The sequence below is a fragment of the Eggerthella guodeyinii genome, from assembly GCF_009834925.2.
GTDB classification, from domain to species: domain Bacteria; phylum Actinomycetota; class Coriobacteriia; order Coriobacteriales; family Eggerthellaceae; genus Eggerthella; species Eggerthella guodeyinii.
The window spans coordinates 3,401,349-3,425,762 of the sequence record NZ_CP063310.1 but is presented as its reverse complement, the minus strand read 5'-3'; the positions used below and the strand labels follow the sequence as shown (position 1 = coordinate 3,425,762).

Below are 24,414 nucleotides of genomic sequence, written 5' to 3'. Positions count from 1 at the left end.
ATGCCGGCGACCGCGTGCGCAGGTTGGCGACCGCGTGAACAGGTGGGAGACGGCGTGCGCGTGCATCGTCGAGGTCGCCCTGCCCTGATTTTTTTCTGATACCCTTGATGTGCGAGGATCGCGCCTGCCCTTCATGAGTATAATGGAACGGTTTGAACGCTGATCGGGCCCCGCGGCACGCAGCGGACCGCCCGTGAACGAAAGGATTACCCAGTATGGCTATCTCTACCGCCGATTTCAAGAACGGCATGTGCATCGAGTTTAACGGCAAACTGTGCACCATCGTCGAGTTCCAGCATGTGAAGCCCGGCAAGGGCAGCGCCTTCGTCCGCACGAAGCTGCGCGACATCAAGACGGGCCGCGTCATCGACAACACGTTCAACGCCGGTGTCAAGGTCGAGTCCGTGCGTCTCGAGACGAAGAAGCTGCAGTACCTCTACAACGACGGTGCCGACTTCAACTTCATGGACAACGACACCTTCGAGCAGATGGCCATCCCGGCCGACACCGTGGGCGAGGCGGCGAAGTGGCTCAAGGAGAACGACGAGGCGTCGCTGCTGTACGCCGGCGACGAGCTGATCAGCATCGAGCCCCAGATGTTCGTCGAGCTCGAGGTCACGCACACCGAGCCCGGCTTCAAGGGCGACACGGCCACCAACACGACGAAGCCCGCCACGCTGGAAACCGGCGTCGAGGTGCAGGTTCCCACGTTCGTCGAAATGGGCGACATCCTGCAGATCGACACCCGCGACGGCCGCTTCATCAAGCGCGTCTAACGCGTCGCACCAAGCGAGCACGTACGTAACGAGGGCGCCCTGCAGGGCGCCCTCGTTCGTTCGGCTACAATCGCGCGTGGTTGTCGGGCGGGGGGAGGGGGTAGTCCTCCAGCTTGTAGGCGGCGAGGTCGAGCAGCGTGCCGGGGTCCACGTCGAGCGCGCGGGCCAGCTTGACGATGTCGGAGATCCGCACGTCCACGAGGCCGCCTTCGAGGTTGCTGATACGCGGGTGTTTCGTGCCCACCATCTCGGCCAGCTTGGTCTGGGGGAGCCCTTCGGAGGTGCGCACGTCGAGAAGCCGGCTGCCCAAGTCAGCGGACAGGCGCTGGACAAGGGGATCCTTGCGCGCCATCTTCTCGTTTTTGCTCATCTCGCTCATGCAGAAAGCGTAACGGCGCGCAAAACCCAACCCGTCATCCAGCGGTTACAATGCTGCGTCTTTTTGATGAGCGCACCGCACACGTATGCGCGCATGAACCTCCCGCCGCTCAAAATCTGTTGCTTGTCGGTGAATTTGTCCCGTTGTGGCTCATGCGGCGTGGGGTTACTCTATAATTCTTGTTTCGATCTTTGACTAACTGCAAACCGAAGGGGGTGTGAGTTCATGCCAAGGCTTCAGATCATGGATACCACCATCCGTGACGGCCAGCAAAGCCTCTGGGCCACGCGTATGCAGATCGGCGATATGCTGCCGATCCTGCCTAAAATGGACCGTGTCGGGTACTGGGCCATCGAGGCGTGGGGCGGTGCAACGTTCGACACGTGCATGCGCTTCCTCGACGAGAACCCGTGGGAGCGACTGCGATCCATCAAGGCGCAAACGCCGAACACGCCGCTCGCTATGCTGTCCCGCGGTCAGAACCTGGTGGGATACAAGCACTATTCGCGTGACATCTGCAATCACTTCATCAAGGCTTCCAAGCGCAACGGCATTCATGTCTTCCGCGTATTCGACGCGCTCAACGACATCCGCAACGTCGTCGACAACGCCGAAGCCATCAAGGAATGCGGCGGCCACTTCGAGGGCGCCATCTCCTACACGATGTCGCCGGTGCACACGCTCGACAGCTTCCTCGACTACGGTCAGAAGCTCAAGGACCTCGGTGCCGACTCCATCTGCATCAAGGACATGGCGGGCATGCTCACGCCGTACCGCACCGAGCGCATGGTGAAGGCCTTCAACGCCGAAATCGGTTTGCCGCTGCACATCCACTGCCACTACGTCGGCGGCATGGCGCCCGCCAACATCCTCAAGGCCGCCGAAGCCGGCGCCGCCATCGCCGACACGGCCCACGCGCCGCTGGCGTTCGGCAACTCGCATCCGGCCGTCGAGATGATCGTCGCCGCCCTCCAGGAGAGCCGTTACGACACCGGCCTCGACCTCGACCTGCTGTTCGAGATCGCCGAATACTGGGAGGGCGTGCGCAAGCGCGGCCACTACAAGCGCGGCGTCTCGTCGCTCACGCACATGCAGGTGTACTCGCACCAGGTGCCGGGCGGCATGATGTCGAACCTCGTGTCGCAGCTGGAAATCCAGAACGCGGCCGACCGCCTGCCCGAGGTCATGAAGGAGATCCCGAAGGTGCGCGCCGAGGTGGGCTATCCGCCGCTCGTGACGCCGATGTCGCAGATCGTGGGCACGCAGGCCGTGTTCAACGTGCTCACCGGCAAGCGCTGGAGCGTCGTGTCCAAGGAGATGAAGGACTACATCTGCGGTTACTACGGCAAGGCGCCGGGTCGCATGGACAAGGACATCGTGGCGAAGGTCGTGGGCAACTCCGAGATGCTGCCGCCCGATGTGGCGCCCGGCTCGCTCGTCACCACCACCTACGCGCAGGTCGAAGAAGAGATCGGCGACCTCGCGAAGAGCGAGGAAGACGTGCTCATGTACGCCTTGTTCCCGAACGAGGCGCGCACGTTCCTCAGCAAGCACCGCACATCGGAGAAGGTCGACTTCCTCATGGAGCAGGAGTCGAGCCACACCAAGGAGGACGATTACGTGGACATCAATCAGATTCGCGAGTTGGTTCGCGTCGCCGAGGAAAGCGGCGTCGGCGAGATCGTAGTTGAGGAAGAGGGCACCCGCATCGCCGTGCGCATGCCGGGCACCCTGTCCTCCGAAGCCGCCGCCGTCGCTGCGGCCGCCGCTCCGGTTGCCGCCGTGGCCCCGGCCCCTGCCGCCGCCGCTCCGGCCGCCGCTGACGACGACGTCGAGCGCCCCTCCGACTGGTATGCCGTCACGGCTCCCATGGTGGGCACGTTCTACTCGTCCCCCGCGCCGGGCGAGCCTCCGTTCGTGCAGGTGGGCGATGAGGTTGCCGCCAACCAGACGCTGTGCATCGTCGAGGCCATGAAGCTGATGAACGAGATCACCGCCGAGGAGATGGGCACCGTCCGCGAGGTGTGCCTCGAGGACGCGTCCCCCGTCGAGTTCGGCACGGTGCTGTTCTACGTCGAGCCGCACGGCGCGCCGGCCCCGGCCCCGGAGACGGCGTAATGTTTAAGAAGATCCTGATCGCCAACCGTGGCGAGGTCGCCCTGCGCGTGATGCGCGCCTGCAAGGAGCTGGGCGTGAAGACGGTCGCGGTCTACTCGACCGAGGACGCCAACACCTATCCCGTGCAGTACGCCGACGAGGCCGTGTGCATCGGCCCTGCTCAGGCGAACAAGAGCTACCTCATCATACCGAACATCATCGCGGCGGCGAAGACCACCGGTGCGGAGGCCGTGCATCCCGGCTACGGCTTCCTCGCCGAGAACGCCGACTTCGCCCGCGCCTGCGCCGACAACGACCTCGTGTTCATCGGGCCCAGCCCCGAGTGCATCGAGCGCATGGGCGACAAGAGCTCCGCGCGCGAGACCATGAAGGCGTGCGGCGTGCCCACCGTTCCGGGCTCCGACGGCTGCATCGACACGGCGGCCGAGGCCAAGGCGTTCGCCGACACCGTCGGCTACCCCGTGCTCATCAAGGCCACGGCGGGCGGCGGCGGCAAGGGCATGCGCGAAGTGCACGACCCGGCCGACCTCGAGGCGCAGTACGCGGCGGCCCGCAACGAGGCCGGCGCCGCGTTCGGCAACGACGGCGTGTACCTGGAGAAGCTCGTGCTGCGCCCGCGCCACGTGGAGATCCAGGTGCTGGCCGACGACTTCGGCAACAACATCGCCCTGTGCGAGCGCGACTGCTCCGTGCAGCGGCGCCACCAGAAGCTCATCGAGGAAGCGCCCTCGCCGGCGCTGACCGAGGACCTGCGCCGCGCCATGGGCGTGGCGGCCATCAAGGCCGTGCGCGCCACGAACTACAAGAACGCCGGCACCATCGAGTTCCTGCTCGACGAGCGCGGGTCGTTCTACTTCATGGAGATGAACACGCGCGTGCAGGTGGAGCACCCGGTGACCGAGCAGATCACCGGCACCGATATCATCAAGGAGCAGCTGCGCATCGCCTCCGGCGAGCCCATGAGCTGCGCCGATCGCGCGCCGTTCTCGCCTGCGGGCCATGCGATGGAATTCCGCATCAACGCGGAGGACCCCCAGCACGGCTTCCGCCCGTGCCCCGGCACCATCACGAAGTTCGAGGCCCCGGCCGGCCCCGGCGTGCGCGTGGAAAGCTACGTGCGCACGGGCTCGCGCATCTCGCCGTACTATGACTCGCTCGTGGCGAAGCTCGTGGTGTACGGCCAGGATCGCGAAGAGGTGCTCGCGCGCGGTCGCCGCGCCCTCGACGAGTTCGTGATCGAGGGCATCGAAACCACGATCGCGTTCCATCGCCGCGTGCTCGACAACGCGGTGTTCTGCTCGGGCGACGTGACCACCGACTTCATCGAAACCCAGATGGGAGACGTACTATGACAGAGCTCAACGTCGACGGCATGGCGCTTGCGCCGGGCGTCGTCGAAACCATCGTGTCCATTGCGGCCAACGACGTGGAGGGCGTGGCCTGCATCGGCCCGTCCAGCACGAGCGGCCTGCGCTCCGTGTTCGGCAGCAAGCCGACCACGCAGGGCATCGAGATCACCGTGGGAGAGGACGACAAGCTGCAGATTTCCATTCGCGTGGACGTGTACTACGGCTTCGTGCTCCCCGACCTCGCCGCCAGCATTCGCCAGGCTATCTCCGATGCGGTGACCAGCCAGGTGGGCATTCCCGTGGGTGCCGTGGACGTGTACATCGACGGCATGCAGTTCGCCCGCTAAACGCCTGGAGGCTTTAAGAATCTATATGGCTGCCAAACGACATGAACGAACCAGTGCGCGCCGTGCCGCGCTCCAAGTGCTCTACACGAGCGAGATAACCGACGAGTCGCCTGCGGCGATCGCCGAGGGCAACAGCCGCCTCGATGAGGAAGGTCCGCTGCCCGAATACGCGCTCAAGCTCGTGCTGGGCGTGGAATCCCATCGCTGCGCCATCGACAACCACCTTGCGGCCACGTCCGAGAACTGGTCGCTGGCCCGCATGCCCATCGTCGACCGCTCCATCCTGCGGTTGGCCACGTTCGAGATGATGTACATCGACGACGTGCCCACCTCGGTCACCATCAACGAGGCGGTGGAGCTGGCGAAGGACTTCGGCGGCGAAGACGAGTCGCACCGTTTCGTCAACGGCATCCTCGGCCGCATCGCCAAGATGCTGGAGGGGGAGGAAGACGAAGGGACGGCATCGGAGGGCGACCCCGAGATGCCCGCCGATGGCGACGCCGCTTCCGACGACCCCTCCCAGGGCGCTGCGGATAACGAGCGCGACCAGGAGAAGCCCCTCGCGGCGCAGAACGACGAGTCGCCGGAAGGAGAGCCTTCCCATGGCGCTTGAGTCGTATGATAGCTTCGAGGCGGTGAAAACCCGCCTCGACGAGATCGTCGACGCGGTGAGCGACGACGAGCTGGCGCTCGACGATGCGCTCGCCCTGTACGAAGAGGCGGTAGGACTCGGGCTGCGCGCCAGCGACCTGCTCGAGGAGAATATCGAAACGCAACAGAGCGTCGAGGAAGCGGACGGGGAGTCGGACGAGCCGTCCGACGACGCGCCCGCACAGGAGACGGGTGCGCCGGTTTCGGCGTAGCCCCTGGTAAGGATGCATATGGATAAGCGTATTCTCGATATGGTGTCGTCCCCTGCCGACCTGAAGCTGCTCACGAACGAGGAGCTGTCCATCCTGGCGCAGGAGGTGCGCGAGGAGATCGTCACGACGGCGTCCCAAACCGGCGGCCACGTGGCCTCGTCGCTCGGCGCGGTGGAGATCATCCTCGCCACGCACAGCATGCTCGACTGCCCCCATGACAAGATCGTGTTCGACGTGGGCCACCAGGCCTACGCGCACAAGCTGATCACCGGTCGCCTCGACGATTTCAGCACGCTGCGCACGTACGGCGGCCTGTCCGGGTTCCCGAAGCCCGACGAGAGCCCCTACGACGTGCACCCGTCCGGCCACGCGTCCGACTCGCTGTCGGTGGCGCTCGGCCTGGCGCAGGCGCGCGAGCTGTCGGGCGGCGACGAGAAGATCGTGGCCGTCATCGGCGACGCGGCGCTGTCGGGCGGCATGGCGTTCGAGGCGCTCAACCACATCGGCCAGGCGCAGACGCCCATGGTGATCATCCTCAACGACAACGAGATGTCCATCTCGCGCAACGTCGGCGCGCTCATGAAGCACCTCGGCTACATGCGCGCCACCCCGCAGTACCGCCAGACGCGCGATTCTCTGCAGGAGGCGCTCGAGAGCAGCGGAGCGCTCGGCAACGCGCTCGCGAACTTCGGGCGCAACATGAAGGAGTCGATGAAGCAGTTCGTCATCCCGCGCTCGATGATCTTCGAGCAGCTGGGCATCCTGTGCACGGCGCCCATCGACGGACACGACATCGGCCTGCTCAAGGAAACGCTGGCCACCGTGCTGCACACCGACGTGCCCGTGCTCGTGCACGTGGTCACGCGCAAGGGTGCCGGCTACGCGCCGGCGGTTCAGAACCCCGAGAAGTTCCACGGCGTCGCGCCGTTCGACATCGCCACGGGCGACGTGAAGAAGAAGCCCGCGTCGGCGCCGTCGTACACAAGCGTGTTCGGCAAGGCGCTTGCCGCCGAGGCGCGTCGCGACGAGCGCATCGTGGCCATCACGGCCGCCATGAAGGGCGGCACGGGCCTCGACGCGTACGCCGAGGAGTTCCCCGACCGCTTCGTGGACGCCGGCATCGCCGAGGAACACGCGGTGGGCCTGGCCAGCGGCTTGGCGTTGGGCGGCAAGAAGCCGGTCGTGGCGATCTACTCAACGTTCCTCCAGCGCGCCATCGACCAGGTCATTATCAACAACGCCCTGCCGAATCTCGACGTGGTGTTCGCCATCGACCGTGCCGGCATCGTGGGCGAGGACGGCCCCACGCACCACGGCATGTTCGATCTCGCGTACATGCGCATGATCCCGCACATGCGGGTGCTGGCCCCCTCCGACGAGGCCGAACTCGTGCATGCGCTGCACACGGCGCTCGAGCTGGGCGGCCCCTTCGCCATCCGCTACCCGCGCGGGGCGGCTGAAGGCGTCGCGCTGCCCGACGAGCCGCAGGTGCTGGAGGAGGGGAAGGCGCGCGTGGTTCGCGAGGGCGACGACGTGGCCATCCTCGCGTTCGGGCGCATGGTGTCGCGGGCCAAGGCGGCAGCGGCCCTGCTGGCCGTGCGCGGCATCGACGCGCGCGTGGTGGACATGCGTTGGGCCAAGCCCCTCGACGTGGACGAAATCGCCCGCGCGGCGAAGACGAAGCTCGTCGTGACGGTGGAGGGCGGCATCATCTCCGGAGGCGTGGGCGAGGGCGTGCTGAACGAGCTGGCCCGCCAAGGCGCCGCCGTCCCCGCGCTGACGCTGGGCATCCCCGACACGTTCGTGCCCCAGGGTTCGTCGAACCAGCTGCTGCACGATCTGGGCCTCGATGCCGAGGGCATCGCCGAGTCCGTGGAGCAGCGTCTCGCTCGTTGAGGCTGCATTCCGCTCGACCTTCGAGCGCCGCCCGCACCGCGCGGGCGGCGCTTTTCTTTACATTCACCCAGGAGGTTTTGGGCGTTCGACGAGCGATTTTACCTAAACTTGATCTTTCCGTTGCCCAATCCTGACAATTTATCACTATCATTGCTCCGAGTGCTTTGTCCTGAACGATCGGGTGTGGAGGAAACCGGCATGAGCTATGATTTAGGGGCGTTCGTCGGGGCGCTCATGGGCGATCCGGTACTCGCCCTCATCGTTGTTCTGACGCTCGGCGCGACCGTGGTGAACGGCGCGACCGACGCTCCCAACGCGATCGCCACCGTGGTGGGGACGAAGGCCATGAGGCCGGGTCCCGCCATCGCGATGGCGGCGGTGTGCAACTTCGTGGGACTCGCCGCCATCACCGCCGTGTCGTCGGCCGTGGCGCTGACCATCTTCAAGATGGTCGATTTCGGCGGCGATAACCATGCGGCGCTCATCGCGCTGGGCGCCGCCATGGTTGCCATCATCGTCTGGGGCGTTACGGCATGGTATTTCGGCATCCCCACGTCGCAGAGCCATTCGCTCATCGCCGGTATCACCGGAGCGGCCATCGCCTTGCAGGGCGGCCTGGCCGGCGTGAACGGCGACGAGTGGGTGAAGGTCATCTACGGCCTGGTCATCTCCACGTTTTTGGGCTTCGGCACCGGATGGCTGTTCACCCGGCTCATCAAGAAGCTCTGCTGGCAAGCAAACCGTGCGAAGGCGAACTCGTTCTTCAAGTGGGCGCAGATCATCTCGGGTGCGGGCGTGGCCGTGCTCCACGGCGCGCAGGACGGCCAAAAGTTCCTGTCGCTGTGCATGCTGGGCATCATGATCGGCATGAGCGGCGCGGTGGACTCGAACGTGGAATTCCCGTTCTGGCTGATCATCCTCGTGTCGGCCACGATGGCGCTGGGCACGGCCGTGGGCGGCAAGAAGATCATCAAGTCCGTGGGCATGAACATGGTGAAGATGGAGCAGTACCAGGGCTTCGCGGCGTGCCTGTCGGCCTGCTTCTGCATCGGCCTGGCCACGTTCACCGGCATGCCCGTGTCCACCACGCACACGAAGACCACGGCCATCATGGGCGTGGGCGCCGAGAAGAGCATCCGCACGGTGAAATGGGGGCTGGCCGGCAGGATGGTGCTCACCTGGATCCTCACGTTCCCCGGCTGCGGCCTCCTGGCCTTCGCGTTCACACACTTGTTCCTGATGCTGTTCTAGAACGGGCGCGCCCGAAAACGCGCACGCCGCGCCCGTTCGCGACGGACGCGGCGTGCGAAGTGCGCGGCCGACGACGCTCGTATCCTCGAGCCTCTGCCGCGCCAAGCGATCTCGGACGTGCTCGCTAGTCCTCTTCTACCACGTTGGCTTCGGGGGCGTTCTTCTTGACGCTCTCGATGCCCTTCTTGCAAGATTCCTTCGTCGTGTACACCTGCGACGTGGCGATGATCTCGCCGTTGTCGGCCTTCAGCACGAAGTGGCATCCTGCATCGGTGGTCCTGATCACGAACTTTCCCATACGACTGCACCTTTCTCGAATGTTGAGCGGGTGCGTCGATCATACACCGCTCGGCGAGCGCGGTTCGACCTGCTCAGGCGATTAAACCAAGGGTTGAGGTTTGAGGCGTTTTTCCATGATGAAGTCGTCCATGACGAAGCCGTTGCCGATGTCGGTCTCAACCGCGTCGACGGTTTCGAATCCCTTGCCGAGATAGGCGCGAATACCCAGGTCGTTCTGCTTGTTCACCGTGAGGTACATCGCCTCGAGGCCGCGCTCGCCGCAGAGCCGTTCGTAGAACGCGATGGCCTGCGAGGCGAAGCCCTTGCCGCGTTCCTCGGCCCGCAGGTACACCTTCGAGATGAAGTAGCGGTTCGTCTCGGGCTCCACGCGGCCCCCCGTGTACCCCACGATGCGCCCGTCGTCCTCGGCGCGCAGGAACCAGTACTCGTAGGCGTGCTCGCGCATGTCGCGCTCGATGGCGCCGAGGCTTTGGAAGTTCTCCACCATGTAGTCGGTTTGCGCGTCGCCGATGAGGGCGGGCCAGTACTCGTGCCAGATCTCGTCGGCCAGCGCGGCGAGGCGCTGTCGATCGTCGGCGGTTCGAACGGCGTCGAATGCGATGCTCATGGAAGGCAACCTTTCGCGGGTGGGGCGGTCGTGCATGTTTCCCTATTGTAACGCGGCCGCTTCGTGTTTGTTACAAGACGTTTCCCGGCGTGTTAACAGTGGCAGATGCGGCTCAACACCAGGTCAAAGCGTGGGATCATCGAGGCGTAACCGATGGGACGTGCGATTTTCAAGGAGGTAGATGCATATGTTCGACACAGGGTCGACGGGCTTCATGATCGTTTGCGCGATGCTCGTCCTGCTGATGACGCCGGGTTTGGCGTTCTTCTACGGGGGCTTGAGCCGCCGCAAGAACGTCGTGAACACGATGATCATGTCGTTCGCGGTGCTCGGCATCGTCGGCATCACGTGGACGGTGTGCGGCTGGTCGTTCGCGTACGGCGGCGACGGCTCGATTCCGTTCTTCGGGGGCTTCGATCAGATCGGTCTGCAAGGGCTCGTGGCCGACATCACGAGCGAGGCGCCCGAAGCGCTGAGTCACGACGCGTATCCCGCGATGGCCGACGTGGTGTTTCAGCTGGCGTTCTGCATGATCACCACGGCCATCATCACGGGCGCGGTGGCCGGTCGCGTGAAGTTCGGCGCGGTGTGCGCGTTCGTGGTCGTGTGGACCGTGGTGGTGTACCCGCCGCTCGCGCACATGGTGTGGGGCGGCGAGGGCAGCCTCGTGGGCGACACCATCGGGGCGCTCGATTTCGCGGGCGGCGACGTGGTGCACATCTCGTCCGGCCTCACGGGCCTCATCCTCTGCCTGATCGCAGGCAAGCGGCGCGGGTTCGGCATGGTGAGCTACCGTCCCCACAACGTGCCGTTCGTCGCGTTGGGCGCCACGCTGCTGTGGTTCGGCTGGTTCGGCTTCAACGCAGGTTCCGAGTTCGCCCCCGACGGCGTGGCGGCGCTTGCGCTGGTGAACACCGTGGTGGCGTCGGGCGCGGCGCTCGTGTCGTGGATGCTCATCGAACGTGTGCGCGCGGGCAAGCCCACGCTCGTGGGCGCGGCGACGGGGCTGGTGGCCGGCCTCGTGGTCATCACGCCGGCGGCGGGCTTCGTGGAGCTGTGGGCCGCGGTGGTCATGGGCCTCGTCGTGTCGCCCGTGTGCTACTTCGCCGTCTCGTTCCTCAAGCGGAAGCTCGGCTACGACGACGCGCTCGACGCGTTCGGCATCCATGCCATCGGCGGCGTCACGGGTGGCGTGCTGACCGGGCTGTTCTGCGTGCCCGAGCTTTCGTGGACCGAATTCGGCGGTCTGTTCTACACGGGCGATCCCTCGCTGCTGGGCGCGCAGGTGCTCGGCATCCTCGTGACGGTCGTGTTCGTGGGCGTGCTCGACGTGGTGTTGGGCTTCATCATCAAGGCGTGCTTCAGGGGCAGCCTGCGCGTGAGCGAGGCCGAGGAAGCGCAGGGCCTCGACGTGGCCGCCCACGGCGAGAGCGCCTACCCGGCCTACGTGGGCCTCGATTAGGAAAGGAGCGCGAACATGAAGAAGATCACGGCTATCGTGCGGCCCGAGAAGCTCGAATCGCTCAAGGAGGCGCTGTTCGCCGCGCAGGTGTCGGGCATGACCATCTCACAGGTGCAGGGCTGCGGCAAGCAGCACGGCTGGAAGGAGTACTACCGCGGCACCGAGGTCATGTTGAACATGATTCCCAAGGTGAAATTCGAGCTCGTGGTGGACGACGCGGAGGTGGGCCCGCTCGTCGACCTCATCCGCGCCACGGCGCGCACCGGCGAGGTGGGGGACGGCAAGATCTTCATCTTCCCGGTGGAAGACGTCGTTCGCATCCGCACCGGCGAGCACGGCCCGGAAGCGCTGTAAGCGACGCGGGGGAGGGGGCGTCCTCGGCGTCGCCCTCTCCCGCGCGTCCCTCTCGTGCGCGGGAGCGCATGTGAAGGGCGCGTTTCGCAACGCGCGTGCGGGGCTGTTGGTTGTGGTCGTTCGCGGGAGGGTGGGGGCCGTTTATCCTGGGCGCTTTCCATCGCCATGCTAATGATATATAATCCTAATTGATCAATAGTATGGTTAGGTATGCGAACGACAGGATTACCATGGCTACGGAAACTGCAGAGCGCGCGACCACGCGCAACACCATTCAGCGAGCGCTCGTCCTGGAGGCGGTGCAATCGCTGCACAACCACCCGACCTCGGCCGACGTGTACGAAGTGGTGCGCGAGCGCCACCCCAACATCTCGCGCGCCACGGTGTACCGCAACCTCGGCGTGCTGGCGAATCGCGGCGAGGTCCTGCGCGTGGAGGTTCCCAACGGCGCCGACCGCTACGACTTCCTCAACAAGCCGCACTATCACGCAAAGTGCCGCGTGTGCGGCGGCGTGTTCGACATCGACATGCCCTATCAGGACGACATCGTGTCGCACGTGTCCGACGCGCACGGCTTCACCATCGAGCACCACGAGATCATCTTCGACGGCGTGTGCGCTGCATGCCAGGCGAAGGGGTAGCGCCTCGGAAATTATCGTGAGGGTTCGCTAAAAAGAGCGCAGACCTCAGGTGCCGCTGTGCTATACTACTATGGCTTATAATGCACAAGCTGTAAGCGTATAGTAATGTAGGCCCCCGAGACATGTTTGTTACACCGCTGCACGGGCAAGTTTCTTGCACAAGCGAACATGGTGAAGTAGCAAGTAATCATGACGAAGGGTCCCCGATTGGCAGGAATTTGAAAGGGGTCCGTTTTGACCGAAATCAAAAACACGTCCGTCATCGACTTCGAGGACATCTCCGATGAGCAGATGAACGCGATGATCGACGGCACGCTGACCGAGTTCGACGAGGGCGACCTGGTCGACGGTACGGTCGTCAAGATCGAGCACGACGAGGTGCTCGTCGACATCGGCTTCAAGAGCGAGGGCGTCATCCCGTCGCGCGAGCTGTCCATCCGCAAGGATGCCGACCCGTCCGACATCGTCGAGCTGGGCGAGAAGATCGAAGCCCTCGTGCTCCAGAAGGAAGACAAGGACGGTCGCCTGATCCTCTCCAAGAAGCGTGCCGAGTACGAGCGTGCTTGGATTCGCGTCGAAGAGAAGTTCAAGGCCGGCGAAGTGGTTACGGGCGAGGTCATCGAAGTCGTCAAGGGCGGCCTCATCCTCGACATCGGCCTGCGCGGCTTCCTGCCGGCGTCGCTGGTCGACCTCCGTCGCGTCAAGGACCTCGACATGTACCTGGGCACCGAGATCGAAGCCCGCGTCATCGAGATGGACCGCAACCGCAACAACGTCGTGCTGTCCCGCCGCGTGCTGCTCGAGGAAGGCCGCAAGAACGAGCGTGCCGAGATCCTCGCGAAGCTCTCGAAGGGCATGCGCCTCAAGGGCACCGTTTCCTCGATCGTCGACTTCGGCGCGTTCGTCGACCTCGGCGGCATCGACGGCCTGGTGCACATCTCCGAGCTGTCTTGGAACCACGTCAACCATCCGTCCGAGGTCGTCAAGGTGGGCGACGAGGTCGAGGTCGAGGTTCTGGATGTCGATCTGCAGCGCGAGCGCATCTCGCTCGGCCTCAAGCAGACGACGGAGGATCCGTGGGTCAAGCTCGTCGAGAGCTACCCGGTGGGCACCATCGTCGACGGCAAGGTGACGAAGATCGTGCCGTTCGGCGCGTTCATCGAGCTCGGCCAGTCCATCGAGGGCCTCGTGCACATCTCCGAGATGGCCATGCGCCACATCGACACCCCGGCTCAGGTCGTGAAGGCCGGCGACGAGGTGAAGGTGAAGGTCATGGAGATCAACCCCGAGCGTCGCCGCATCTCCCTGTCCATGAAGGCCGCCGCGGCCGACCTGGGCTTCGAGATCGAAGTGGACGAGTCCATCCAGGTTGAGGAGAAGCCGGCCAAGAAGAAGGTCGAGAAGGCCGACGCTCCCGCCGAGGAAGCTGCCGCTCCCGAGGCTGCGGAGTAACTTCTCGCTTCATACCACGCACGAATAAGAGGGCCGGTCGTAAGACCGGCCCTCTTTGCGTTGCCGGGCCGTCGCGTTCGCGCGCGACGGCCCCTGTTTTGCGTGCGTTGCCCCTACGCGAAGACGAACGAGGCGAGGAAGGCGAGCGCAGCCACCCACATGAGGGGCTTCACGTCGCGAACCTTGCCCTGCGCGGTCTTGATGATGCAGTAGGAGATGAAGCCGAGGCCGATGCCGTTGGCGATGGAGTACGTCATGGGGATGCCGACGATGGTGAGGAACGCCGGGAACGCCGACGAGATGTCGCTCCAGTCGATCTCGCCGATCTCGGTCATCATGAGGTAGCCCACCACGACGAGCGCGCCGCAGGTGGCCGAGCTCGTCACCATGCCGATGACGGGCGCGAGGAACGCGCATACGACGAACGCGATGCCGATGACGATGTTCGACAGGCCGGTGCGCGCACCCGCCGCCGCGCCGGAGACGGACTCCACGAACGACGTGATGGAGCTCGCGCCGATGAAGCCGCCGGCGGCCGCTGCGGCTGAGTCGACGATGAGGATGGGCTGCACGTCCTCGACGTCGCCCTTCTTGTCCACGAAGCCTGCGCGGCTGCCCACGGCCACCACGGTGCCCATCGTGTCGAAGAAGTCGCTCATGAGCAGGCTGAACACGAACAACAGCAGCACGGGCTGCACGATGACCTGCGCGATGGCCAGCATGCCGTCGGGCGTAGTCTGGAACGGCGCCGCGAAGGCGGAGAAGTCGGGCGCGAACGAGAAATCGGTGATGGGAGGCGTCACGCCCATCGGGATGCCGACGATGGTGGCCGCCACGATGGAGATGAGCAGCGCGCCTTTGAGGTTGATGGCGGTGAGCACCACGGCCACGATGATGGAGATGGCGGCCACGATGGCGGCCGGGCTCGTGAGGTCGCCCAGTGCGAGGAACGTCGACTCGTCCGCGGCGATGAACCCGCCGCCCTTCAACCCGATGAACGCGATGAACAGGCCGATGCCGATGCCGATGGCGCGCCTGAGCGATACGGGGATCGCGTCCATGACGGCCTTGCGCAGGCCGCACAGCACGAGCAGCAGGATCAGGATGCCCTCGAGGAAGACGACGGCCATGGCCACGCGCCAATCGACGCCCAGGCCAAGGCACAGCGAGTACGCGACGATGGCGTTGATGCCCATTCCTGAAGCGAGCGCGATGGGACGGTTTGCGAACAGGCCCATCGCGACCGTCATGATGGCGGCGCCGAAGCAGGTCGCGGTCAGCGCGGCGTTGAACGGGATGCCCGCCGCCTCCATCATCGCCGGGTTGACCGCGATGATGTACGACATGGCGAGAAACGTCGTCAAGCCGCCGATGATCTCAGTGGAGACGGTGCTCCCTCTCGCTGAAATCTTGAAGAACTTGTCCAGCATGAATAAACCCCCTCGTGATTCGTGTGGGCCTGCTTAGCAGGAAATCCCCCTTTGTACACTGCCACTTTCGCATTGTACAGGGCCGATTACGAAACGGAAAGGGTTTCCGCATTCTATTGGGGAGGTTGGACGGGTCGGACGGTCGTCGCCGTTGCGCTACTGCTGGGGTTGGGGTGCCATGCCCTTCGCCGCGCTGGCGACGAGGGCATGCACGGCGTCGGACGCGGCCTTCTGCGCGTCTTCGGAGGCCAGCTCCAGCGGCGACTTGACCACCGCGGCCTCGTCGCTTTCGGCGTGTTCGGGCAGCAGCGGCTCCACGGTGTCGTGGATGAGCCCGATGTAGGCCTGCGCGCCCTCCTCGGTGAGGTGTGTGCCGTCGCCGTCGAAGTATTCGTCGTGATCGGCGCTTGCGGTGTACCAGTCGATCACGTGCACGTTGTCGTGGCGGTCGGTCGCATCGAACATGGCGCCGTTGGTCTGCCCGACCCACGATTGCGGGCTGCGCGTGTTCACGAAGAACACCTGACGATCGGGGCCGGCCGCCGCGATGAGCTCGTCGAGCTGCTCGTCGCTCGCCGCGCCGTTCGTGCCGAGGGCGAACACCACCACGCCGCCCACGATGTTCTGCTCGTTGTAGAAGTCGAACGTTTCCTGGCCGGCGTACAGCTGGCGGTTCACGGCGGCATCGAGGGCGCCGTAGGGGAACGCCTCCTCGAACTGCGGGATGGCGCGCACCGATACCGAGTCGCCGATCATGAGCACGTCGAGCTTGGGCGGCTCGGCCGCCGTGTCGTCGACGGGCAGCTCGGGCATCTGCGAAGTGTGGGCCTGGTCGTCCTTCAGCAGGTCGGCGGCACCGATGGCCGAGGTGGGAGGCACGACGATAAGGCCGACGACGGCCACGATGACGACCAGGGCGCCGGCACCGTACAGCAGCGCATGGCGGGTCATCCAGTCTCGCAGGTCGATGGTGTGCTCGCGCACGCCCTTCACGAACGTGCCGATGGCGCCCTTGCGCAGGGGGTTCTCCACGAAGCGGTACGAGAATGCGGCGCAGGCGAACACGACGGCCACCTGCACGAGGTACATCCACCACGGCGTTTCGCCCGTGAAGTTGCGCGGGTTCATGAGCAGGAACAACGGGAAGTGCCACAGGTAGATGCCGTACGAGCGCAGGCCGATCCACACGAGCGGCTTCACTCCGGCGATGCGTCCGAGGAGGCTGGCGGGATGCACCATCACCGCGATGACGATGGCGGTGAGGATGGAGGCCAGCAGGATGCCGCCGCGGTAGAGGAACGGCGAGAAGCCGTCCACGAACACGATGAGGCCCAGAAGCGCCACGAGCGCGGCGAGCCCCACGCCGTCGAGGATGCTGCGCACCTGCTTCGTGAGGTGCACGCCCTCCTGAGCGCCCAGCAGGTGCGAAGGCCACACGAATGCGAGCCATGCGCCGATGAGCAGCGAGAACGCGCGCGTGTCGGTGCCGTAGTACACGCGGCTCGGGTCGTCCAGCGGGTTGTACAGCAGCGCCATCTCGAGCGCGGACAGCAAGGCCACCGCGAGGGTGACGTTGCGCATGGTGGTGCGCTTCACGCCCAGCTTGTGGGCGACGAGCAGCACGACGGGCCAGATGAGGTAGAACTGCTCCTCGATGGCGAGCGACCAGAAGTGGGTGAGCGGCGACGGGGCGCCCAGCGCGTCGAAGTACGACACGTCCTGGAAGATGTACCACCAGTTCGTCACCCAGAGCAGCGCGGCCCACATGTCCTCGCGCAGTTTCGTGAGCAGGCTGTGATCGAGCAGCACGCACAGCGCGGCCGTGCACACGATGACCAGCACGATGGCCGGCATAAGCCGCCGCACGCGACGCAGCCAGAACTGCGGCAGGTTGATGGTGTCGGTGTTGTCCCATTCGATGAGCAGCAGGCTGGTGATGAGATAGCCCGACAGCACGAAGAACACCGTGACGCCCAACAGGCCGCCCGGGGCCCATTGCATGCCCAGGTGGTAGGCGATGACGGCGAGGACGGCGAATGCGCGCAATCCGTCGAGCGCAGGAATGTAGCGTGATTTCGTCCCCGGCATCTTTAGTATGACCCTCCTGCATAGCAGCTCTCAGCGCGTAAGGCGCAAGTTTTCAGTATAGCAATGTTTGCACAACGGGACGGCGCTGTAGCGGTAATGGATCGCGAAGACAGGTCTTTCCACGAAATATTGAAACATCGGTTTCGCCGTCGGCTTTTCGGCTCGGCAACGGCGTGCGAGTTTGCGCGTCTCCCTTCGCGCCGGGCGCGTGGCGCGCCTGTGCCAAAGGGAGGCTTCGTCCCCAAGAACTCCCCGCTTCCTTTATACTGGGGGCGAACCAGGCGAACGCGGGCGCGTGCGAGGCGTCCGCGCGACGGGAAAGGACGTGCCGCGTGTCGGACGATCGAGGGAACGGGCGCATCGCGCTCGGGATGAGCGGCGGGGTGGACAGCGCGGTGTCGGCGGCGCTGCTCATGCGCGCCGGGTACGAAGTGGTGGGCGTCACGTGCCGCTTCCGCGACAACGCCGCCACCGAGCGCGCGGTGGCCGACGCGGCAACCGTGTGCTCCCAACTGGGCATTCCCCACGTGGTGCCGTCGTGCGTCGACGCCTTCGAGCGTTGCGTGGTGGAGCCTTTCGTCTCGTCGTATGCGGACGGCCTCACGCCCAGCCCGTGCGTGGGCTGCAACGCGCGCTGCAAGATGCCCACGCTGCTGCGCGCCGCTGACGAGTGCGGATGCGAGCGCATCGCCACCGGCCACTATGCGCGCATTGCCCGCCTTGCCGACTCGGGCCGATTCGTGGTGAAGACGGCCCTCGACGCCCGTAAGGATCAAAGCTACATGCTGTCGTTGCTGAGCCAGGAGCAGCTGGCGCGCCTCGTGCTGCCGCTTGGCGCCATGACGAAGGCGGAGGTGCGCGTGATCGCGGCCGACCTGGGCCTCGTCGTGGCTGAGAAGGCCGAGAGCCAGGACAACTGCTTCATCGAGGGCGACTACCGGCCGTTCTTGCGCGCGCATGGCGTGGAAGACGCGCCTGGCGCGATCGTGGACCGCGCGGGGACGGTGCTCGGCCGCCACGACGGTTTGTCGAATTACACGGTGGGGCAGCGCAAGGGCATCGGCGTGGCCGGTCCCGAGCCGTATTACGTGGTGGAGAAGCGTCCCTCGACCGGCGAGCTCGTGGTGGGGTTCGTCGACGACACGCTCATCGACGGCGTGGTGGTGGGCGCCATGAACTGGCAGGCTTTTCCAACGCTCGGCGACCCGTATGACGCGATGGTGAAACTTCGCTACCGGAGCCGTCCCTGTGCGTGTATCATAGAGCCGGAAGACAACCAGCGCGTATCGATCGCGCTGCGGAGTCCGCAGCCAACCACGGCGCCGGGCCAATACGCCGTACTCTACGACGGCGATACCGTATTGGGAGGCGGCATGATTGAGGAGGTAGTGCACGCATGAAGAAGCTGTTCATCATCGGCGGCATGGGAGCCGGCAAGTCCACGGCCCGCAAGGTGCTCGTCGAGCAGGGTTTGCCGAACATTGATCTCGACCAGGTAGGCCACGACGTCCTCACGTGGGATACGGTGAAGGCCGAGCTCGTCGAGACGTTCGGCGAGGATATCCTGGGAGCCGACGGCGAGATCGATCGCCGCGCGTTGGCCGCCAAGGCGTTCGTGAGCCCCGCGGAAACGCGCAAGCTCAACCGCATCACGCTGCCGCGCATCGAAGAAGCGTTCACCGACCGCATCGCCGAGCTGGAGACCGAGGGCCACAAGGCCGTGGTGGTGGAGCACTCGGTGTTCAAGAACCGCCAAACTTCGCTCGCCTACGATGCCGACGTGGTGATCGCCGTGCTCGCGCCCATCGACCTGCGCATCGAGCGCGCCGTGAAGAGCGGCTGGGACGAGACCGACGTGCGTCGCCGCATCGCCCAGCAGATCACCGACGCCGACCGCATCGAGGCGTCCGACGTGGTGTTCAACAACGACGGCACCCCCGACGAGATGCGCAACAAGGTGCTCGCCTGGTGGGGAGACTACTCGAAGGACCTGTAAGAGCGTAGCGCTACGTGTGGGAGGGGCCCCGGTTCGGACGAACCGGGGCCCTTTTTTGTCTGGGCCGTGCCGCGACCCTCCCGGCTTTCCGGCGGGTTACCAGAGGCCCAGGACGTGCTGCATGCCGAGGCTGACGGCGGTGATGGCGATCCAGCAGCACAGGCCCATGAGGATGGGCTTACCGCCCGTCTTCACGAGGTGCACGATGTCGGTGTTCAGGCCGATGGCGGCCATGGCCATGACGATGCAGAACTTCGACAGCGTCTTGAGCGGCTCGAACAGCGCGACGTCGATGCCTGCGGCCACGGCGACGGTGGTGATCACGGACGCGGCCAGGAACAGCACGATGAACACGGGCAGCGCGCGGCGCAGGCTGAAGCCGCCGAGCTTGCCGGTGGGTTTGACCACGCTGCGGGCCTGCGCTTCGAGCGCAGCGGGATCGCGGCTCTCGCGGCGCGCCACCCAGATACCCAGCACGAGCGTGATGGGGATGATGGCCAGCGTGCGGGTGAGCTTGACGATGGTGGCCTGGTCGAGCGCGTTCGAGCCGGGGTGCATGCCGTCCCACGCCGCTGCTGCGGCCGTCACCGAGGACGTGTCGTTCACGGCGGTGCCGGCGAACAGGCCGAAGCCCTCGTTGGACATGCCCAGCGCGTTGCCGAGCGACGGGAAGATGAGGGCGGCCAGCACGTTGAACAGGAAGATGACCGAGATGGCCTGAGCCACATCCTTGTCGTGCGCTTTGATGACGGGCGCGGTGGCGGCGATGGCCGAGCCGCCGCAGATGGACGATCCGACGCCGATGAGCGTCGAGATCTCGGAGGGCATGTGCAACACCTTGTGCAGCACGAACGCCGTGATGAGCGCCGTGGCGATGGTGGATCCGATGATGGGCAGCGACATCATGCCCACCTGAGCGATCTGCGCGAGGTTCAACCCGAAGCCCAGCAGCACGACGGCGGCCTGCAGCACCTTCTTGCCCGCGAACGCGATGCCCGTCTGCACGGGTCCGCGCGTGGGCTGCTTCCAGAACACGGCGATGGCCATGCCGGCCAGGATGGCGAACACGGGCCCGCCGATGATGGGGAGCAGCTGTCCGACGAACCAGCACGGAACGGCGATGGCCACGCATACCGCCAGCCCGGGAAGATTCTTCAGCGCGTTGGTCACGATCAGTCCTTCTATCACGAACGGGGCTCGCGCCCCGTATCCGTCATTAACGGCGAGAGAGTATATCACTGCCGCCATAGCGCCGCCAATTCTGAGTCCACCTCGTTTTCTTTTATTCACGAACAAATGTATGTATTTATGTGCTATACTGCTAGTACAAGAAAAAGAGCCAGTGCAAGCGCCTTCGAATCACTTGAATGGTCGGATGTCCATAGATGGCGACGGTGTTCCGCGTCGCCCGTACCACGCTTGCAAGATCCGCGAGATCCTCTCAGATTTCGGAACGCCTTAGAGAGGTGCATGCTCCATGCCTGATCGCGAGAAGATCAATGCTCGAGGTATCGAAGTTACGTTCTACACGAGGGAATCTCATGCCGACTATGTGTCGCTTACCGATATCGCACGATATAAAAGTGCCGTACCGAAGGACGTTATTAAGAACTGGTTGAGGACGCATGACGTCATCGAATTCCTCGGTCTTTGGGAAAAGCTGCACAACCCGCGTTTTAAAGGGGTCGAATTCGATTCCTTTAAAGATCGGTCGGGAAGCAATTCTTTCACACTCTCTCCAAGCCAGTGGATCGAACGGACCGATGCCGTCGGCATAGTGCCGCGCCCAGGGCGTGGAGGAGAACCTCGTTCCCAGCGAGGTAGACGAAGCTCAGCTCATCGTCCTGTCGAACCTGGAAAGCTACAACGCCGAGATGGTCAAGAGAGGGCTCGACCAGGGGTGTCGGCTGGAAGCGCTCAACCGAGCAGCTCTCGCTGTTGCTCCGCTCCGGTGCGGCCGAGGGGCTGGAAAGCGGCAGGATGAGTTCGGAGCACGGACTACCTCCTGTTTCGTAACCATTTACTAACGAACATATGTTCATATCGAAGGGGCTGTGCTACACTGGTTCCCTTGTGAGATTTTTCGTCGCGCGGCCCGACACGTCGGCGCTCCGCTGTTATTCGGAAGGAGCAGCATGGCTCATCTTTCCAATATCGAAGGCATCGAAATGGAGGGCAAGCTGCCCGAGGTTCGCCTTGCCGCCACGCCCTTCGAGGTGGTTTCGCCGTACGAGCCAGCAGGCGACCAGCCGCAGGCTATCGAGAAGCTGGCGAAGGGCATCGAGGATGGCCTGCGCTATCAGAACCTGCTGGGCGTCACCGGCTCCGGCAAGACGTTCACGATGGCGAAGGTGATCGAGGCCGTGCAGAAGCCCACGCTCGTCATGGCGCCGAACAAGACGCTTGCGGCGCAGCTGGCAAGCGAGCTCAAGGAATTCTTCCCCGAAAACGCCGTGGTGTACTTCGTGTCGTACTACGATTACTACCAGCCTGAGGCGTACGTGCCCTCGTCCGACACGTTCATCGAGAAGGACGCGTCCATCAACGAAGAGGTGGAGAAGCTGCGTCATGCGGCCACGTCGGCGCTGCTGTCGCGGCGCGACTGTATCGTGGTGGCGTCGGTGTCGTGCATCTACGGCATCGGCTCGCCGATGGACTACGCCGGCATGGCCGTGTTCGTGGACAAGCAGAAGGACATGGATCGCGACCAGGTCATCCACGAGCTCATCGACATCCAATACGACCGCAATGACTACGAGCAGAAGCGCGGCACGTTCCGCGTGCGCGGCGATGCGCTCGACGTGTTCCCGCCTTATGCCGACCATCCTATCCGCATCGAGTTCTGGGGCGACGAGATCGAGTCCATCACCGAGATCGACAACGTGACGGGCGAGGTGCTCAACGAGTTCGAAGCGCTGCCCATCTGGCCTGCCTCGCACTACGTGACCGCGCGTCCGAAGATGGACCGCGCGCTGGGCACCATCCGCGACGAGCTGCGCGAGCGTTTGCAGCAGTTCAAGGAGGAAGGCAAGCTGCTGGAAGCGCAGCGCCTCGAGATGCGCGTGAACTACGACCTGGAGATGCTGGAGACGATGAACTTCTGCTCCGGCATCGAGAACTACTCGCGCCACATGGACGGACGCGAGCCGGGCGAGCCGCCCTACACGCTGATCGACTACTTCCCGAAGGACTTCTTCTGCATCATCGACGAGAGCCATGTGACGGTGCCGCAGATCCGCGGCATGCACGAAGGCGACCGCTCGCGCAAGATCACGCTGGCGGAGCACGGGTTCCGCCTGCCCAGCTGCCTGGACAACCGCCCGCTGCGCTTCGACGAGTTCGAGGATCGCATCCCCCAGTTCGTGTACGTCTCGGCCACGCCGGGCGATTACGAGCAGAAGGTGTCGCAGCAGCAGGTGGAGCAGATCATCCGCCCGACCGGCTTGCTGGATCCCGAGATCATCGTGCGCGGCTCGGCGTCGCAGATCGACGACATCATCGACGAGTCGAAGGAGCGTGCTGCGCGCAACGAGCGCGTGCTCATCACCACGCTCACGAAGAAGATGGCCGAGGACCTGACCGACCACCTGCTGGACCAAGGCGTGAAGGCGCGCTACATGCACTCCGACATCGCGACGCTCGAGCGCGTGGAGATCCTGCGCGACCTGCGCCGTGGCGAGTTCGACGTGCTCGTGGGCATCAACCTGCTGCGCGAGGGCCTTGACCTGCCGGAAGTGTCGCTCGTGGCCATCCTCGACGCCGACAAGGAAGGCTTCCTGCGCAACCACCGCTCGCTCATCCAGACGATCGGGCGTGCGGCCCGCAACGTGTCGGGCCAGGTGATCATGTACGCCGATAAGATGACGGATTCCATGGCGCTGGCCATCGACGAGACGAAGCGCCGTCGCGCTATCCAGATGAAGTACAACGAGGAGCACGGCATCGAGCCACAGACCATCCGCAAGGCCATCAACGACATCATGAGCTACGTCACCGACGAGATGGGCACCACCACGGCCGAGCAGGTGAACAAAGAGCTGGCCGAGCTGTCGTGCGAGGAGGTGCTGCGCATCATCCAGTCGATGGAAGACGACATGGCCTCGGCGTCGAAGAGCATGGACTTCGAGGAAGCCGCACGCCTTCGCGACCAGGTGGTCAAGCTGCGCGTCCAGGTGGAGGGCGGCAGCGAGGACGACGTGCTGAAGGACCTCAAGAAGAACGCCCGCAAGGGCAGCGCCTACGGCAATCGCAAGAACGCCGCCTACGGCAGCGCCCGGAGGTCGTAGGGATCGCGTCGCACGCGGCAGCGTGAGGGGCGAGCGCCTCGTGCCGCAGCGTCGTCTCGCACGGCGAGCGCCCCGCGCCGCAGCGTCGTCTCGCACGGCGCGGCGGCGCGCGTGGGGCTTCAGCTTCGGTCGCGTCGCTTCTCGTCGGCGCGCCTGCCTGCGCGCTTGCCGATGCGCGCGAGCAGGCGGTCGATGCCCACGTACGCGTAGCCCAGGGCGATGAACGCGGCCAGCAGAACCGCCGCGGTGACGGCAACCGTACCCGCACCGTTCGCGTCGATGTCGATGAACGGGTAGGGGTAGCGTGACGCGCCGTCGTAGCCCATGTTCGCTCCGAACAGGTTGACCAGGGCTATCGCATAGGCGAAGTACGCTAACGGGAACACCATCCACACCAGCGGCCCCGTCTTGCTCATGCGGCCCTTCTCGTCGAACAGCAGCCAGTCGAGGACGCAGCCGATGGGCACGAGGTAGTGCAAGGCGAGCACCGCGAAGCTGAAGCTCCCGTCGGGCAGTCGCACCCCGCCTCCCAGCAAAAACGTCGCCACCAGGCAGGTGACGGTCACGGCCATCAGGGCGGCGTACTTGAGCCGCGGCGCCCACGCGGCGCCGTCGCCGGGATGCCACACGAGGTGAACGATCGCGCCGATGAAATAGGCGACGGCAACCGCGTTGCTGAGGTTCGTGAAGTAGAAGAAGAACCGGGGATTGAACGACCCCTCGAAAAGGCCCAGCTGATCGAGCAAGCCTACGGCTCCTACCAGGACGATCAGGCACTTGAACGCGATGGACGCCACGCGGCTTCTCAATCTCATGAAC

At 64.8% G+C, this 24,414-nt stretch carries 22 protein-coding genes; 15 read left to right on the top strand and 7 right to left on the bottom strand.

Translation table 11 applies throughout. From position 1 onward, the window contains the following. Positions 1 to 215: 215 nt before the first annotated feature. Positions 216 to 776: an elongation factor P gene (gene efp, locus GS424_RS14670; protein ID WP_154333043.1), complete on the top strand. Its 561-nt coding sequence runs from the start codon at positions 216 to 218 to the stop codon at positions 774 to 776. Positions 777 to 840: 64 nt separating this feature from the next. Here efp and GS424_RS14665 read toward each other — a convergent pair whose 3' ends face one another. Next, positions 841 to 1,146, bottom strand: coding sequence for a helix-turn-helix domain-containing protein (locus tag GS424_RS14665; protein ID WP_244977571.1), 306 nt, complete (start codon positions 1,144 to 1,146; stop codon positions 841 to 843). 234 nt (positions 1,147 to 1,380) lie between these two features. Here GS424_RS14665 and accB point away from each other — a divergent pair, with 234 nt between their 5' ends. The 7 genes from accB to GS424_RS14630 all read left to right on the top strand — a co-directional run bounded on the left by accB (position 1,381) and on the right by GS424_RS14630 (position 8,979). After that, complete coding sequence (gene accB, locus GS424_RS14660; protein ID WP_160941217.1) at positions 1,381 to 3,273, top strand: acetyl-CoA carboxylase biotin carboxyl carrier protein; 1,893 nt, start codon at positions 1,381 to 1,383, stop codon at positions 3,271 to 3,273. Next, a complete protein-coding gene (accC, locus tag GS424_RS14655) occupies positions 3,273 to 4,625 on the top strand; it encodes an acetyl-CoA carboxylase biotin carboxylase subunit (protein WP_160941216.1) in 1,353 nt (450 codons plus the stop codon). The genes accB and accC overlap by 1 nt, the downstream gene beginning before the upstream one ends. Further along, on the top strand, positions 4,622 to 4,969 hold the full coding sequence (locus tag GS424_RS14650) for an Asp23/Gls24 family envelope stress response protein (protein ID WP_154333047.1): 348 nt from the start codon (positions 4,622 to 4,624) through the stop codon (positions 4,967 to 4,969). Before accC ends, GS424_RS14650 begins: the two co-directional genes overlap by 4 nt. A gap of 25 nt (positions 4,970 to 4,994) precedes the next feature. Then, complete coding sequence (gene nusB, locus GS424_RS14645) at positions 4,995 to 5,582, top strand: transcription antitermination factor NusB (RefSeq protein ID WP_160941215.1); 588 nt, start codon at positions 4,995 to 4,997, stop codon at positions 5,580 to 5,582. Next, positions 5,572 to 5,832, top strand: a complete 261-nt coding sequence (locus GS424_RS14640) for an exodeoxyribonuclease VII small subunit (RefSeq protein ID WP_160941214.1) — start codon at positions 5,572 to 5,574, stop codon at positions 5,830 to 5,832. Before nusB ends, GS424_RS14640 begins: the two co-directional genes overlap by 11 nt. A gap of 18 nt (positions 5,833 to 5,850) precedes the next feature. Further along, positions 5,851 to 7,728 carry a 1-deoxy-D-xylulose-5-phosphate synthase gene (gene dxs / locus GS424_RS14635; protein WP_160941213.1) on the top strand — a complete coding sequence of 626 codons (1,878 nt, stop codon included), beginning with the start codon at positions 5,851 to 5,853 and terminating at the stop codon, positions 7,726 to 7,728. Positions 7,729 to 7,926: 198 nt separating this feature from the next. Continuing rightward, positions 7,927 to 8,979, top strand: a complete 1,053-nt coding sequence (locus GS424_RS14630) for an inorganic phosphate transporter (RefSeq protein WP_160941212.1) — start codon at positions 7,927 to 7,929, stop codon at positions 8,977 to 8,979. Positions 8,980 to 9,103: 124 nt separating this feature from the next. Here GS424_RS14630 and GS424_RS14625 read toward each other — a convergent pair whose 3' ends face one another. Further along, the gene (locus GS424_RS14625; RefSeq protein ID WP_154333052.1) at positions 9,104 to 9,277 is read right to left on the bottom strand and encodes a YegP family protein; all 174 of its coding nucleotides are present in this window, start codon (positions 9,275 to 9,277) and stop codon (positions 9,104 to 9,106) included. A gap of 81 nt (positions 9,278 to 9,358) precedes the next feature. Next, on the bottom strand, positions 9,359 to 9,886 hold the full coding sequence (locus tag GS424_RS14620) for a GNAT family N-acetyltransferase (protein ID WP_160941211.1): 528 nt from the start codon (positions 9,884 to 9,886) through the stop codon (positions 9,359 to 9,361). Positions 9,887 to 10,067: 181 nt separating this feature from the next. Here GS424_RS14620 and GS424_RS14615 point away from each other — a divergent pair, with 181 nt between their 5' ends. From GS424_RS14615 to rpsA, 4 genes are all read left to right on the top strand, one after another. Beyond that, positions 10,068 to 11,348, top strand: a complete 1,281-nt coding sequence (locus tag GS424_RS14615) for an ammonium transporter (RefSeq protein WP_244977570.1) — start codon at positions 10,068 to 10,070, stop codon at positions 11,346 to 11,348. A 15-nt stretch (positions 11,349 to 11,363) separates the two neighbouring features. Further along, positions 11,364 to 11,702, top strand: a complete 339-nt coding sequence (locus GS424_RS14610; RefSeq protein ID WP_160941210.1) for a P-II family nitrogen regulator — start codon at positions 11,364 to 11,366, stop codon at positions 11,700 to 11,702. Positions 11,703 to 11,932: 230 nt separating this feature from the next. Continuing rightward, complete coding sequence (locus GS424_RS14605; RefSeq protein WP_160941209.1) at positions 11,933 to 12,343, top strand: Fur family transcriptional regulator; 411 nt, start codon at positions 11,933 to 11,935, stop codon at positions 12,341 to 12,343. Between the two features lie 234 nt (positions 12,344 to 12,577). Further along, entirely contained in the window at positions 12,578 to 13,795 is a 1,218-nt protein-coding gene (gene rpsA, locus GS424_RS14600; RefSeq protein WP_154333057.1) for a 30S ribosomal protein S1, read from the top strand. Between the two features lie 113 nt (positions 13,796 to 13,908). Here the strand turns inward: rpsA and GS424_RS14595 are convergent, their stop codons facing one another. Beyond that, entirely contained in the window at positions 13,909 to 15,225 is a 1,317-nt protein-coding gene (locus GS424_RS14595) for an NCS2 family permease (protein WP_160941208.1), read from the bottom strand. 156 nt (positions 15,226 to 15,381) lie between these two features. Continuing rightward, positions 15,382 to 17,313: an acyltransferase family protein gene (locus tag GS424_RS14590; protein ID WP_160941207.1), complete on the bottom strand. Its 1,932-nt coding sequence runs from the start codon at positions 17,311 to 17,313 to the stop codon at positions 15,382 to 15,384. 332 nt (positions 17,314 to 17,645) lie between these two features. Between GS424_RS14590 and mnmA the strand changes: the two genes are divergently transcribed. Further along, positions 17,646 to 18,713 carry a tRNA 2-thiouridine(34) synthase MnmA gene (mnmA, locus tag GS424_RS14585; RefSeq protein ID WP_244977569.1) on the top strand — a complete coding sequence of 356 codons (1,068 nt, stop codon included), beginning with the start codon at positions 17,646 to 17,648 and terminating at the stop codon, positions 18,711 to 18,713. Then, positions 18,710 to 19,309, top strand: coding sequence for a dephospho-CoA kinase (coaE, locus tag GS424_RS14580; protein WP_154333060.1), 600 nt, complete (start codon positions 18,710 to 18,712; stop codon positions 19,307 to 19,309). The genes mnmA and coaE overlap by 4 nt, the downstream gene beginning before the upstream one ends. A gap of 96 nt (positions 19,310 to 19,405) precedes the next feature. Here the strand turns inward: coaE and GS424_RS14575 are convergent, their stop codons facing one another. Next, positions 19,406 to 20,479, bottom strand: a complete 1,074-nt coding sequence (locus GS424_RS14575) for a YeiH family protein (protein WP_160941206.1) — start codon at positions 20,477 to 20,479, stop codon at positions 19,406 to 19,408. 965 nt (positions 20,480 to 21,444) lie between these two features. Here GS424_RS14575 and uvrB point away from each other — a divergent pair. Then, positions 21,445 to 23,595: an excinuclease ABC subunit UvrB gene (gene uvrB / locus GS424_RS14565; RefSeq protein ID WP_160941205.1), complete on the top strand. Its 2,151-nt coding sequence runs from the start codon at positions 21,445 to 21,447 to the stop codon at positions 23,593 to 23,595. Between the two features lie 119 nt (positions 23,596 to 23,714). Here the strand turns inward: uvrB and GS424_RS14560 are convergent, their stop codons facing one another. Then, the gene (locus GS424_RS14560; protein WP_160941204.1) at positions 23,715 to 24,410 is read right to left on the bottom strand and encodes a Pr6Pr family membrane protein; all 696 of its coding nucleotides are present in this window, start codon (positions 24,408 to 24,410) and stop codon (positions 23,715 to 23,717) included. Positions 24,411 to 24,414: the final 4 nt, after the last annotated feature.